This window comes from Pararhizobium capsulatum DSM 1112 (assembly GCF_030814475.1).
GTDB lineage: Bacteria > Pseudomonadota > Alphaproteobacteria > Rhizobiales > Rhizobiaceae > Pararhizobium > Pararhizobium capsulatum.
This window is the reverse complement of the sequence record NZ_JAUSVF010000001.1, coordinates 1,045,628-1,059,164: the sequence shown is the minus strand read 5'-3', so window position 1 is coordinate 1,059,164 and position 13,537 is coordinate 1,045,628. Positions and strand designations below refer to the sequence as shown.

Below are 13,537 nucleotides of genomic sequence, written 5' to 3'. Positions count from 1 at the left end.
TTTGTTTTTGCGCATGTCGTTACCGCGAAACCGCTGCAAACTTTTGCGCGACATGCTCTAGCCGTTTCGCTTCAGAAGCTCGCGGACAAGAGCGTCGTTGATCTGGCCGGTCGGCTCCTGACCGATCGATTTCTGGAAGGCCGTGATGGCCAATGCTGTCTTCGCGCCGATCTTGCCATCTGGCACGCCGGCATCGAAACCATTGTTGTTGAGGATCGCCTGGATGTTGCGAATAGCCCTGGTCATATCGACGGTGGCCGTCGACGGGCTTTTGCCGAGCCAGGCATCGGGCACGATCACATTGTTGGCCTTGTCGTCCACCGTCGCCGGCTTCCAGCTCTCGAAACGGGCTTTCGCATCCTTCAGCTGTTCCGGCTTCATCGCCTTGGCGACGTCTTCGCGCTTCTGGGCCGCGTCGGTATCGCCGCCCTTGGCTGCAACCGCAAACCACTTGTAGGACTCTGCCAGATCCTGCTTCAGGCCGTTACCGCGCGCATAGAGGATTGCGAGGTTGAACTGGCTGTCGCGCAGGCCGAGTTCTGCCGCCTTGCCGAACCACTTGCCAGCCTCGGCAAAATCCGGAGGTGTATCGCCGCCATTGGCGAGGATGACGGCAAGGTTGTGCATGGCGCTGGCATTGCCTTTTTCGGCGGCGCTCAGATAGAGCGCCTTCGCCTTGGCAGCATCACGCGTGACGCCGCTGCCTTTTTCATAGAGCGTTGCCAGGCGGTATTCCGCAGGAACCAGTCCCTGATCGGCAGCGCGCTGATACCACTTGACGGCTTCCACGAGATCGACCTTTACGCCGCGACCCTCTGTGTAGATGGCACCGACTTCAAAGAAGGCCAGCGGATCACCGCCACGGATAGCGGAAACGAGCGCCGGCTGGGTGATCTCGGCGGGAACGTCAATCGACTGGACCGGCTTGGGCAGTGCGACGAAACCATCCGCCTTGGTTTCCGGCGGCGTGGCTGCGAAGCTTCCCTGTCCGGAGGCCTGTTCCGTGGTGGTGGCCAAAAGATCGGCGCCGCCCTGCCCAGGTGCCTGCGTTTCGACATCCATTGCCGGCGTCACGGGCGAAGAGGCAGCCGCTGCATCCTGAGCGGGGTCCACCTGCGGCACCTCGGCGGAAGCTTCGGGAACCGTTGGCGCCAGATCGCCATCCTGCGGCTGAAGCGACGAAAGCGGTGCGATGTCGTCGTCGGCCGGTGTCGTTGCTGCGGAAGCCACTTCAACCTGCGTCGGTGCCTCGACCTGCTGTTCGATCACGGCAACGGGCGCCGGTGTGCGCTCGCCACGGATCAGCGTGTTAACCAGCGGATAGGACATGATGGCCAGCAGCACCGCGCCGACGGCCATGAGAATGGGACGGCGATGGCGGGCAAAAGCGCCGCTGACCGACGAAGCAGGCGCCGCTGCACGGCCGCGCTGACTGATCGTGTCGGATTCTTCAACGGCGAGCTGAGCGGCACGACGCGCGGCGGCAATGAAATCAGCCTTGTCGGCTTCACCTGCGGCAATGCCCTGCATTCCCCGATTTGCCTGACCGGCACGGACGCGCTCGAGGATTTTCTTGACGTCCGGCATGCCTGAACCGGGTTCAAGCAGCTCGTTGGCAACGTCAGGCGCGATCGTGTCGGCAGCATCGATGGACGGCGTCGGCTCAACGGTCTGGCGATTTTCGGTGCGGGCCGGGATCGCCCGCTTGCCGGAGAAACGTCTCGTCAGGCCGGAGAGCAGGCTCTTCCTTACGGCGGGACGCGGTTCCTGGGGGGCAACATGATCGCCGACTTCGCCAACTTCGAGAAGCGCCGTGGCGACCTCTTCTTCGGCCGCCGCCTGCATCAGCGGGGAGGGAGAAACAGAGCTTGCCTGCTGCTGCATGTCGCGCTTCAGACGCTCATACTGCTCTACGGGGCCAAACGGATCTTCCAAATCCGGCTCGGCGACCTTCGGCATCTGTGGCGGCGCAAAGCTCGATTCCCGCGTACCGAATGCCCGCGGCTCTTCCTGATAATGGTTGCCCTCTTCAAGTCGCTCCAGCTTTTCGGCAATATGGACGAGGGTTTCGTGCAGCGCTTCGAACGTGCGTGCGGTGCGCTCTTCACTCGACCGGCTGAGCTCTTCGAGCGTCTTGAGGTCACCGGCCAGCGCTGAAATCGCAGCCATGTCGGTGCCGCCGGTCGAAGGGGTCGTGCCGTTGCGGTTGTAGGCTTCCATCACGGCTTCCGCGGCCTGGCGGGCGGCTTCGATGATGTATTCATCGCTTGTCGTGAGATAGTCTTCCAATGCCGTCATGCGGCCTTCGAATTCGACCGGCAGGCTTGCGGCGGCAACCGGGCGCGGTTCGTTGACGAGCGCGGAGAGATTGGCAATCTGGTCCTGAAGGCCACGAAGGGCCACGCTGTCGTCATAGGGCGCCGCATGCGTTTCTTCCAGCCGGATGGCGATATCGGCAAGCTGGCCTTCCAGGCGGGCGAAGCGCTCGCCCATCGGATAGGGGTCGCTCGGGGCGTCCAGCGCGTCGATACGGCGGGCCAGATCGTCAAGACGCTCGGCCAGGGCCTCGTTCACGTCACCCTGATCGAGCGCATCGATCTTGCGCGATATATCGGAGAGATAACCGGTCAGGTCCGGCTGCACATTCTTCTGGGAGCGCTCGAACATCAGTGAAAGCTGGTCAAGCCGCTCTTCGAGACGAACCGCCGCCTCTTCATTGGCAAGCTGATCCACACGGGCGGCCAGCGCTTCGATACGATTGCCGAGGCCCGTATCGACCGGGCGCGACAATATGTCGATCTGATGGGCGAGGTCGACAAGGCGGTTTTCGACGCGGTCGATGGCTGCGGCATCCATGCTCGAAGCGGTACGGCCGCTGGTAACGATGGCGCGGCTGATCTCGTCCAGCCGGATGTCGAGATCGGCGAATTGCGACGACAGGTGGCTGTCATCCGGCTGCATGTGGCGGCCGAGCATTTCAACGGCCTGCGCCATGGAGACAAGCTTGTCTTCCAGCGCATGAATGGCCGGCGAGCTGTTGGCGGAACCGATCTGTGATTTGATCTCATCCAGCCGGTAGGCAAGCGCCACAAGTTCGTCATCACGATTGCTATCGAAATGCTGTAGGCGGTTTTCGACTGCGGTCCAGCGGTCTTCCATGCGACGCATGCCATCTTCGCGGGAAAGGCCCTCAATCATCGCGCGCAGTTCGTCGAACTCGCTCTTCAGCGCGTCCGCCTGCGCGGGCGGTGCCTGACGGCCAAGCTGGGTAATGCTTTCGGACAGCCACTGCAGATCGCTGCGGATATCTCCCAGCCCGACCTGACCCTGGGCAGCCTCGGCGGTGATGCCACGGATTTCGTTGCGAAGCGCAGCCATCTCGCGAGAAAGGCCTTCGGCGATATCGGCCTTCAATTCCTGGCGCAGCCCGAGCAGCGACTGTGCGATCTCGGCAATGGCCGGATCCGGTCGTGGCTCCGCGGGACGCGAGGCATAGGTTTCGCGCGGCATCACAGGTTCGCGCAGCGGCGGCTGCGGGCGGACAACCAGCGGTTCGCGGGTGGGCAGGCTCTCGCGCTTGGCAAGAGCTTCCCTCTGCGCGAGAGCCTCGCGCAGAGGCGATGTGCGCCGTTCTTCGGCAAACGGCTGAGCGCGGGAAACCGGAGGAATGCTCCGCGGTGCAGGGCGATCCGGTGCGACGTCGCGGCTGGCCGCAAGGGTGCGCTGGCGCTGCAGGATTTCCGAAACGGGATCGGGTCGTTGCGGCATCTCGCGCTCCACCGGCCGCTGCCGGGGATCGCGTGCTGCAGAACCCATCAGACCCTCGATGCGCGATTCGAGACCTTCGATCGTTCGGTTCAGCGCATCCAGAGACGAGCGCTCGCCATAGGCGCCGCCACCGTAGGACGGGGAACCAGAGCGGGAATTGTGCGGTCGCGATCCGTTCATCTTAATCTTCGCCTCTTCCATCGGCCATGATCGGTCACCTTTTTGGACTGGCGATCTGCGCCATGCCGGTCGGCTGCCGATCCGGACAAGACTGCGACGACGCGAAGACAGGACTTGAGCAGCATTGACCGTTTCACCACGCACTTTCGCGAAACGTGGTAAATAACCCGTTAACCGCCGCGGAAAAATTTTAACGATTTGGTCGCATTCTATCGTCGGAGGCCAGGAGGCTGCCGTCAGCGTCGTTTCACGCGCGCAATCGGCGCAAACTTCATGACCCGCTTTTTTTGACGTTTACGCAAACGTCAAAGTTTTGTAACATGCTGGCCACGGTTATGAGGAAACCCCATTCGGATTTGCAGGCGAGGAACGAACAGACATGCCCATCTACAAGGCCCCGGTCGAAGATACCCTCTTCATCCTGAACGACGTGCTCGGCATCGAGCGCTACAACAATCTTCCCGGCTTTGCCGATGCAACCCCCGACATGATCGAAGCGATCGTCGGCGAGGCTGCCAAGCTTGCGGAAGAAGTGATGTTCCCCGTCAACCTTTCCGGCGACCAGGAAGGCTGCAAGCGCAACGACGACGCGACGGTCACGACGCCGAAGGGCTACAAGCAGGCCTTCGATCTCTACCGCGAAGGCGGCTGGCTCGGTCTTTCCATTCCGGAAGAATTCGGCGGCCAGGGCCTGCCCTACACGCTGCATACCGCCGTCGGCGAATATATGTCGTCGGCCAACATGGCGCTGACCATGTATCCGGGCCTGACGCAGGGCGCGATCGCCGCGATCCTCGTTCACGGTTCCGACGTGCAGAAGGCCACCTATCTGCCGAAGATGGTCGATGGCACCTGGACCGGCACCATGAACCTGACGGAGCCCCATTGCGGCACCGACCTCGGCCTGCTGCGATCAAAGGCCGTTCCGCAGGGCGATGGCTCCTACAGGATTTCCGGCCAGAAGATCTTCATCTCCGCCGGCGAACACGACATGTCCGATAACATCGTGCATCTGGTTCTCGCGCGCATCGAAGGCGCGCCGGAAGGGGTGAAGGGTATTTCCCTGTTCATCGTGCCGAAGTTCATGGTCGAGGAAGACGGTTCGCTTGGGAGCCGCAACACCGTCACCTGCGGTGCAATCGAGCACAAGATGGGCATCCACGGCAACTCGACTTGCGTCATGAACTATGATGATGCCACCGGCTATCTCATCGGCACGGAGAACAAGGGCCTTAACGCCATGTTCGTGATGATGAACGAAGCCCGCCTCGGCGTCGGCCTTCAAGGTCTTTCGGTTGCCGAAGTCGCCTATCAGAATGCCGCGAATTATGCCCGCGAGCGCATTCAGGGTCGCTCGCTGTCCGGTGCCAAGGAACCGGACAGACAAGCCGATCCGATCATCGTGCATCCCGACATCCGCCGGACGCTGATGACGATCAAGGCGTTCAACGAAGCCGGCCGCGCCTTCACCCTCTGGACGGCGCTGAAATCCGACATCGCCCATCGCGGTGACAACGAGAAGGACCGGCAGGCAGCCGACGATATCCTCGGCCTGATGACGCCGATTCTCAAGGGCGTCATGACCGACAAGGGCTTCGACCATGCCGTGATGGCCCAGCAGGTCTTCGGCGGTCATGGCTACATCGAAGAACACGGCATGAGCCAGTATGTACGTGATGCGCGCATTGCCATGATCTATGAAGGTGCCAACGGTATCCAGGCGCTCGACCTCGTCGGCCGCAAGCTCGGCCTCAACGGCGGCCGCGCCGTCATGGCGCTGTTCAAGGAAGTCGGCGATTTCTGCGAGGAAAACCGCGCCGACGAAAAGCTGGCGGTTTATACCAAGGCGCTGAAGAAGGGCTTGAACGACCTGCAGGCAGCGACCATGTGGTTTATGTCGAACGCGATGGCCAAACCCGACAACGCCGGCGCCGGTTCCACGGACTATATGCACCTCTCGGGCCTCGTCGTGCTCGGCTACATGTGGGCGAAGATTGCCAAGGCCGCGGAAGATGCGCTTGCCGGCGGCGATACGGGGCGTGCCGATTACCTAAAGAACAAGCTGGTGACGGCAAAATTCTTCATGGAACGCATCCTGCCGGAAACGACGCTGCGCAAGGCTCGCATCGAGGCTGGTGCGGATACGGTGATGGCATTGGACGCTGCCGCGTTCTGAGTTTGGACAAACCCCAAGGAAAGTTATATATTGATATAACTTTCCGAAGGAGATCGAAATGGCTGTATCGACATTACGCAATGTGGGTGGTTCGGTGATGATGGCCATTCCGAAGCCGCTTCTGGATACTCTGGGACTTGCGGCGAATTCCAAGCTCGAGGTGACAATCGAGGATGGACGTCTTGTGGCCGTGCCAAGGACGCGCCCGAAGTACACACTCGATGAACTTCTGGCGCAATGTGACCTTGAGGCGCCGATGACGGAGGAAGACATCCTCTGGCTTAATGATCCTCCCGTGGGCCGCGAGATCATCTAATGGACCGAGGAGAAATCTGGCATGTTGATCTCGAACCGACACGCGGTCGGGAACAGGCGAAAGCCCGCTATGTCCTCATTATCACCGAAAAGCGCTTCAACGCGCTGGGAACCCCCGTCATCGTGCCGATTACGTCGGGTGGCCAGTTCGCCCGGTTTCAGGGTGTGACCGTCTCGTTGAGCGGCGCGGGAACGCAAAGCGCCGGTGTAGTGCTCTGCAACCAGTTACGGGCAATCGATCTGAAGGCGCGTGGCGCCCGCTATATCGAGAAAGTACCCGACTTCATAATCGATGATGTGCTGGCCCGCGTCAGCACATTCTTCGAATAAAATTAGACATACCGGCGCAATGCCGGCAAGGGAGATGACACAATGACCGAAGTCTTCATTTACGACCACGTGCGCACGCCGCGCGGGCGGGGCAGGAAGGACGGAGCGCTGCATGAAGTGCCAACCCCTCGCCTTGCCGCCAAGGTGCTGGAAGCACTACGTGATCGCAACGGGCTCGACACCTCGACCGTTGACGACATCATCATGGGTTGCGTCGATCCGGTGTTCGAAGCCGGCGCGGTCATTCCGAAGGCTGCAGCCTTCGAGGCCGGCTATTCCAACAAGGCACCGGGCATGCAGATTTCGCGCTTCTGCGCCTCGGGTCTCGATGCCGTCAATTTCGCAGCCGGCAAGATCGCGCAAGGGGCGGATGATATCGTCATCGCTGGTGGCGTGGAAAGCATGTCGCGTGTCGGCATGGGCATGTCCGGCGGTGCCTGGTACATGGACCCCTCCGTCAACTTCCCCGGCTACTTCATGCCGCAAGGTGTTTCGGCCGACCTGATCGCCACGAAGTACGGCTTCTCTCGCGATGACGTCGATGCCTATGCCGTGGAAAGCCAGAAGCGCGCCGGCCATTCCTGGGACAATGGCTATTTCGACAGGTCCGTCGTTCCGGTAAAGGACCAGAACGGCATCGTCATCCTCGCCAAGGACGAGCATATGCGTCCGACCACGACGATGCAGAACCTTGCTTCGCTCAACGCCTCCTTCCAGATGCCCGGCGAGATGGGCGGCTTCGAGGCCGTTGGCATCCAGGCGCATCCGGAAATCGAGCGGATCAACTACGTCCACCATGCCGGCAATTCCTCCGGCATCGTCGATGGTGCGGCCGGCGTGCTGCTCGGCTCCAGGGCGGGTGGCGAGAGCATGGGGCTGAAGCCCCGCGCCCGCATCAAGGCCTTCGCCAATATCGGCTCCGATCCGGCCCTCATGCTGACCGGCCCGGTCGATGTCACCGAAAAGCTCCTGAAGCGCTCCGGCATGTCGCTTGCCGACATCGATCTGTTCGAACTCAACGAAGCCTTTGCCGCTGTCGTCCTGCGCTACATGCAGGCTTTCGACATTCCGCATGACAAGATCAACGTCAATGGCGGCGCGATCGCCATGGGCCATCCGCTCGGCGCGACCGGTGCGATGATCCTCGGCACGGTGCTGGACGAACTGGAGCGGCGCGACCTCAAGACCGCGCTGGTCACGCTCTGCATAGGCGCCGGCATGGGCACCGCGACGATTATCGAACGCGTCTAAGATTTCGGGAGAGAGACATGAGCTACACAAATTTCACCGTCGAAACCGACGCCGACGGCATTGCGCTCGTCACCTGGAACATGCCGGACAAGTCGATGAACGTGTTCACGGCCGATGTCCTGAAGGAACTCGATGCCATCGTCGACCAGACGGTTGCCGATGCCGCGATCAAGGGCGTGGTCGTCACATCCGGCAAGTCCACCTTCTCCGGCGGTGCCGATCTTTCGATGATCAAGGGCATGTTTACCTTCTACAACGAAGAGAAGGCCCGCGATCCGGAGGGCGCCGCGCAAAAACTGTTCGACCTCTGCGGCCAGATGACCGGTCTCTTCCGCAAGCTGGAAACCTCCGGCAAGCCCTGGGTCTCGGCAATCAACGGCACCTGCATGGGCGGTGCTTTTGAACTCTCGCTTGCCTGCCACGGCCGCGTTGCCTCGAATTCCAAGTCGGTCAAGATTGCGCTGCCGGAAGTCAAGGTCGGCATCTTCCCCGGCGCCGGCGGCACGCAGCGCGTTCCGCGCCTCACCAATGCGCAGGATGCCCTGCAGATGATGACCACCGGCTCGTCGCTGACGCCGCAGCGCGCCAAGGCGCTGGGTCTCGTGCATGAGCTTGCCGATCCCGACAAGCTGATCGATGCCGCCAAGGCGATGCTGAAGAACGGCCTGAAGCCGGTCCAGCCCTGGGATGAAAAGGGCTTCAAGGCGCCGGGCGGCGGCATCTGGACGCCGGCTGCGGCCCAGCTCTGGCCGGCCGCCTCCGCCATCCTGCGCCGCGAAACCAACGGCAACTTCCCCGGCGCGCTCGCCATCGTGAAATGCGTCTATGAAGGCCTGCAGCTGCCGATCGATCTCGGACTCAAGGTCGAGCAGCGCTATTTCACCCAAGTGCTGCAGACGACCGAAGCCTTCTCGATGATCCGCTCGCTGTTCATCTCGATGCAGGAACTCGGCAAGGGCGCGCGCCGCCCGGCCGGCGTGCCGAAGACGGAGCTGAAGACCGTTGGCGTCGTCGGCGCCGGCTTCATGGGCGCTTCGATCGCCTATGTGACGGCAGCGGCAGGCATCCCGGTCACCTTGATCGACCGCGATATCGAGGCGGCCACCAAGGGCAAGACCCATTCGGAAGGCCTGGTCAAGGATTCGATCGGTAAAGGACGGATGACGCAGGAACAGGGCGAAGCCCTGCTCGCCCTGATCACGCCGTCCGCCGACTACAACGACCTGAAGGACGTGAAGCTCGTCGTCGAGGCCGTGTTTGAAGACCGTCAGGTCAAGAAGGATGTGATCGAGAAGGTCGAGGCCGTCATCGGCGAGGATGCGATCTTCGCCTCCAACACCTCGACGCTGCCGATCACCGGTCTTGCGAAGAACTCGAAGCGTCCGAACCAGTTCATCGGCATCCACTTCTTCTCGCCGGTCGAGAAGATGATGCTGACGGAAGTGATCCTCGGCAAGGAAAGCGGCGACAAGGCACTGGCGGCAGCGCTCGATTTCGTCGCGGCGATCAAGAAGACGCCGATCGTCGTCAACGATACCAGAGGTTTCTACGTCAACCGCTGCGTCTTCCGCTACATCCACGAAGCCTACGACATGCTGATCGAAGGCGTGCCGGCGGCGATGATCGAGAATGCCGCCAAGATGGCCGGCATGCCGGTCGGCCCGCTGTCGCTCAACGACGAAGTGGCGATCGACCTCTCCCAGAAAATCCTCAAGGCTTCGATCGCCGATCTCGGAGAGGCCTCCGTCAACCCTGAGCACATGGCGTTGATCAACAAATTGGTGGACGATCTTGATCGCCGCGGCCGCAAGAACGGCAAGGGCTTCTACGAGTATCCGGCAAAGCCCGCCAAGAAGTTCCTGTGGCCGGGCCTGAAGGACCTCTTCCCGCAGAAGCCGGCGGAAAACTTTGACGTCGAGACGCTGAAGCAGCGCTTCCTCGTCACCATCGCGCTGGAGGCGGCCCGTACAGTCGAGGAAGGCATCGTCACCGATCCGCGCGAGGCCGATGTCGGCTCGATCCTCGGCTTCGGCTTCGCGCCCTACACGGGTGGCACGCTGTCTTACATCGATGGCATGGGTGTGAAGACCTTCTTTGACCTCTGCGAGAAGCTGGCGGCCGCCTATGGCGAGCACTTCCAGCCAACGGCACTGCTCAAGGACATGGCAGCAAAAGGCCAGACCTTCTACGGCCGGTTCGATCCTTACGCGACACAGGCTGCCGCCTAAACGCCATATATATTACCAAATGGAAAAGCGGGTCTTCCCGGCCCGCTTTTTTTTGAAGATTCCACAAGAGCGTGGCGATCGCGCCACGCTGTAAAGATTGCATTCAGCCTTTTTTGGTAAAACTCCGTTAGCAATTCGCGCCAAAGGGGCATTCGGCGGCGAGGGTTGGATCTCGGTTCTTGTTTTGCGTACGGGTTTGTCATGCGTTTTTCGGCTGCCACAGCACTCTTTTTCGGCTGCGTCGCTCTGTCGGCTTGCACCTCAAGCTCCGGCCCTGAAAGCCTTTCGGCCGGGCTGACGACATCCAAGGAAACGACGAATTCAATCGTACCGGCGGTCATCCCGACAGCCTCCGTCGGCGAAGCCATTGCACAGGCGCAGCAACAGCAGCCCGAACCGGAAGTGCTGGCCTGGGCCGGCCAGATGCCGGAACCGCAGGCATTCACCGACGTCAATCGCACCGCCGGCATGCCGCTTCCGGCAGACCGCCCCGTCGCCATGTTGACGCCGAACGTGCCCCAGATCGAGGCCGAGCCCGCGATCATCAAGCCGCGCCGTGGTGGCCGTTTGCAGGTCTATAGCCAAAGGTTCCGCGACGCCCATCCCATCAATTTCGGCAAGGCCTCGCCACGCAGGCACGCCGTCCATGGCGTCGATGTTTCCCGCTGGCAGGGTGATATCGATTGGGTGAAACTGCGCACGCAGGGCGCCAACTTCGCCTTTATCAAGGCGACCGATGGCGGCGATCATCTCGATCCGATGTTCATGAAAAACTGGCGCAAGGCCAAGGACGCCGGCATCAAGCGCGGCGCCTATCACTTCTTCTACTGGTGCCGCACGGCCGGCGAACAGGCCGACTGGTTCATCCGCAACGTGCCGCGCGAGGCGGGCGCCCTGCCCCCGGTGATCGACGTGGAATACAACGGCGAATCCAGCTGCAAGCGCCGACTGTCCCGCGCCACAGTGCTGGAGAAGATGCGCGTCTTCATGGACAAGCTGGAGGCCCATTACGGCCAACGCCCGATCATCTACACGGCACCGGATTTCTACGAGGACAATCTGAGCGGCGAATTCCCGAACCACCCGTTCTGGCTGCGCTCGGTCGCCGCCCATCCTTCCAAGCGTTACCCGAACCGCAAATGGGTTTTCTGGCAGTATTCGGGCTCGGGCCTTTCCCACGGCGTCGAAGGTCGTATCGACCTCAACGTCTTCCGTGGCAGCGAGGAAGACTGGCACGCCTGGGTGGATGCCAAGGCAAGCTGAAGCTGAGAGCTTTCAGTCCTGTTGACCCCGGAGAGCTTGGCCAACCCTTCATCCGCGACCACCGGCGGGTTCGGCAAAGGTCCGCCCCTACTGAGCATTTCGGCGTTCAAGACAAAATCTTCCAGCAGGTAAAAGAAAAGCCGATGGGCAATAACCCACCGGCTGTTCCGTTCTTGGAGGATGTCTGGTTCAGATTGAACCAGACATCCTCCAGATTCTTTTGTTTCCGTTTGTCTTTTCGGGAAAACCGGTTCCCACTTTTCCCTGACAAACTCTAAAACTTTTGCAGGATCATTCAGGCAGCGGCCTGGATTGCCGAGACCTGCCAATCGCCCCCGCCCCGGCGAACGAATGTCCACAGTTCGACCGCTTCGGTCAGATTATCCGGATCACCCTCGACGACCTTTCCCGTCGTGCGGTCGCGCATGACGTCGATGCTCTCATAACGCATGGCAACCGTTGCATAGTCGCGATCGTCTTCGCGCCAGGCCTCTGCGACATCGCCCTGGACCAGATGCACGTCGCGCACCTCGTTGCGCAGGCCGCTGGTGGCGTTGTCGCTCAACTCCTCCGCAAGATAGGACATTGCTTCGGGGGTCGTCAGCTGGCGCAGAGCCGCATAGTCCTCGGCGCCATAGGCAGCCTGAACATCCTTCAGCATTGTCTCGAAGTGATCAAGGTCTTCTCCGCCGATGCCGATTTCATCGGTATCGGCTCCCACAGCGGCCCGCTTGGGCACCGCAGAACCGCCGCCAATCTGCGGAATCTTGAACGATGGCTTGCCCGGGTTCACGCCGCCCGCCGCCGGTTCGCGGTAGAGCGGACCAGCGCTTGGGCCCGTGTTGGGCCTAGTGTTGGGCATAGAACGCGAAGCTCCGCCTGCCGAATAGGCCGGCTGCTGGCGACGTCTGAAGAAGCGCATGGCGAGTGTGATCGCGCCGAAAATCAGGGCAACCTGCAGCAGCATGCCGAGGAAACCGATGCCGCCGCCCAGGCCGTTGCCCAGCATCATGCCGATCAGCCCGCCCATCATCAGGCCACCGATCATCGAGCCGCCAAAGCCACCGAAGAAGCCGCCGGGACGCTGGGCGCCGGGTCGGGTCTGTGTCGTGCCCGGCAGGTTCGTACCGGGCTGGGTTGCACTCTGCCCGTCCGGTCGCGGCGTCATCGTGCGGTCAATGGAATTGGCATTGTTGGGCGCCGTGCGGGTAACGGGCGGCGCAGAAAACGTGCGCGTGCCACGGCTGCCGAAGCCACCGCCGGATCGACGGGCTTCCGCCAGATCGACCACCGTCAGAATGGTCATCATCGCGATTGCCACAATCGCAAGAATTCGTCCGAAACTTCGCATTGCCATCCGTCTCTCTTTATCCTTTTCCCATGCGGCACACCGCATCCTGCGCTCGGATATAGAGATCGCACGTTGCGAAAATAAGGTTCAGACGCTGCTTTTCACGGTAAAGCGGGGCTTTCCGACCACCTGCTCGTGAAGAGCAGGTTCAGTTTGCGCTGGCTGACATCAGCAGGAAGATCGGCCGCCTGTTTTCATGTGCAAGATCGGGCCGATCGCGGATTGCCTCCGGCGTGACGCCGGGTTCGGCAATTCTTTCGATCCCGGCATCATCGGTCATGGCGCGGGCGCGCGCGAGCATGCTTTCCGAAAGATCGACGCCGACAACATGAGATGCGCCGGCGCTGCGGGCATACCGGCAGTGCCATCCGAAACCGCAACTGAGATCGAGAACCCGCTTGCCCGTCAGATCCGGCAGCATATCCCGCAGGACGGGCCATTCGCCCGCCGCTTCCAGTCCGCCCGTGGAACGGGGCATTGCGCTGTAATTCGCAAAGAAGGTCGGGTCATCATAGATGTTCTGTTTCATCGGGTATCTCGCTGCTGACGAAAACCGCCTTTACCACAAGATGATATCGGTCATCGGTGTCGTATTATTTTTTATCGAAATAATGGACGCTCGACGGAACCAACGGCTGAGCAGGGCGTTGTTAAACCTTGGTACTGAGTGGGGCC

8 protein-coding genes and 1 pseudogene are annotated in these 13,537 nt (G+C 61.3%); 6 read left to right on the top strand and 3 right to left on the bottom strand.

Annotated features, from left to right (window positions below; translation table 11 throughout):
- Nucleotides 1-57: 57 nt before the first annotated feature.
- Nucleotides 58-3,948: a peptidoglycan-binding protein gene (locus tag QO002_RS05010; protein WP_307227299.1), complete on the bottom strand. Its 3,891-nt coding sequence runs from the start codon at nucleotides 3,946-3,948 to the stop codon at nucleotides 58-60.
- Between the two features lie 379 nt (nucleotides 3,949-4,327).
- Here QO002_RS05010 and QO002_RS05005 point away from each other — a divergent pair, with 379 nt between their 5' ends.
- From QO002_RS05005 to QO002_RS04980, 6 genes are all read left to right on the top strand, one after another.
- Nucleotides 4,328-6,124 (top strand): acyl-CoA dehydrogenase C-terminal domain-containing protein, encoded by a 1,797-nt coding sequence (locus QO002_RS05005; RefSeq protein WP_307227297.1) that lies wholly within the window; start codon nucleotides 4,328-4,330, stop codon nucleotides 6,122-6,124.
- Nucleotides 6,125-6,182: 58 nt separating this feature from the next.
- Complete coding sequence (locus QO002_RS05000) at nucleotides 6,183-6,440, top strand: AbrB/MazE/SpoVT family DNA-binding domain-containing protein (RefSeq protein ID WP_307227295.1); 258 nt, start codon at nucleotides 6,183-6,185, stop codon at nucleotides 6,438-6,440.
- Entirely contained in the window at nucleotides 6,440-6,769 is a 330-nt protein-coding gene (locus tag QO002_RS04995) for a type II toxin-antitoxin system PemK/MazF family toxin (protein WP_307227293.1), read from the top strand. The genes QO002_RS05000 and QO002_RS04995 overlap by 1 nt, the downstream gene beginning before the upstream one ends.
- A 42-nt stretch (nucleotides 6,770-6,811) precedes the next feature.
- Nucleotides 6,812-8,020, top strand: coding sequence for an acetyl-CoA C-acetyltransferase (locus QO002_RS04990; protein WP_307227291.1), 1,209 nt, complete (start codon nucleotides 6,812-6,814; stop codon nucleotides 8,018-8,020).
- Between the two features lie 17 nt (nucleotides 8,021-8,037).
- Nucleotides 8,038-10,248 (top strand): 3-hydroxyacyl-CoA dehydrogenase NAD-binding domain-containing protein, encoded by a 2,211-nt coding sequence (locus tag QO002_RS04985; protein ID WP_307227289.1) that lies wholly within the window; start codon nucleotides 8,038-8,040, stop codon nucleotides 10,246-10,248.
- 201 nt (nucleotides 10,249-10,449) lie between these two features.
- Entirely contained in the window at nucleotides 10,450-11,511 is a 1,062-nt protein-coding gene (locus QO002_RS04980; protein WP_307227287.1) for a glycoside hydrolase family 25 protein, read from the top strand.
- A gap of 295 nt (nucleotides 11,512-11,806) precedes the next feature.
- Here the strand turns inward: QO002_RS04980 and QO002_RS04975 are convergent, their stop codons facing one another.
- On the bottom strand, nucleotides 11,807-12,862 hold the full coding sequence (locus QO002_RS04975) for a Tim44 domain-containing protein (protein ID WP_307233162.1): 1,056 nt from the start codon (nucleotides 12,860-12,862) through the stop codon (nucleotides 11,807-11,809).
- A 256-nt stretch (nucleotides 12,863-13,118) separates the two neighbouring features.
- A pseudogene (locus QO002_RS04970) lies at nucleotides 13,119-13,391 on the bottom strand (class I SAM-dependent methyltransferase); the annotation flags it as partial.
- Between the last annotated feature and the right edge of the window lie 146 nt (nucleotides 13,392-13,537).

Coding starts and splice junctions, on each gene's coding strand:
- QO002_RS05010 (WP_307227299.1), bottom strand. CDS start 3,948: ATGAACGGATCGCGACCGCACAATTCCCGCTCTGGTTCCCCGTCCTAC.
- QO002_RS05005 (WP_307227297.1), top strand. CDS start 4,328: ATGCCCATCTACAAGGCCCCGGTCGAAGATACCCTCTTCATCCTGAAC.
- QO002_RS05000 (WP_307227295.1), top strand. CDS start 6,183: ATGGCTGTATCGACATTACGCAATGTGGGTGGTTCGGTGATGATGGCC.
- QO002_RS04995 (WP_307227293.1), top strand. CDS start 6,440: ATGGACCGAGGAGAAATCTGGCATGTTGATCTCGAACCGACACGCGGT.
- QO002_RS04990 (WP_307227291.1), top strand. CDS start 6,812: ATGACCGAAGTCTTCATTTACGACCACGTGCGCACGCCGCGCGGGCGG.
- QO002_RS04985 (WP_307227289.1), top strand. CDS start 8,038: ATGAGCTACACAAATTTCACCGTCGAAACCGACGCCGACGGCATTGCG.
- QO002_RS04980 (WP_307227287.1), top strand. CDS start 10,450: ATGCGTTTTTCGGCTGCCACAGCACTCTTTTTCGGCTGCGTCGCTCTG.
- QO002_RS04975 (WP_307233162.1), bottom strand. CDS start 12,862: ATGCGAAGTTTCGGACGAATTCTTGCGATTGTGGCAATCGCGATGATG.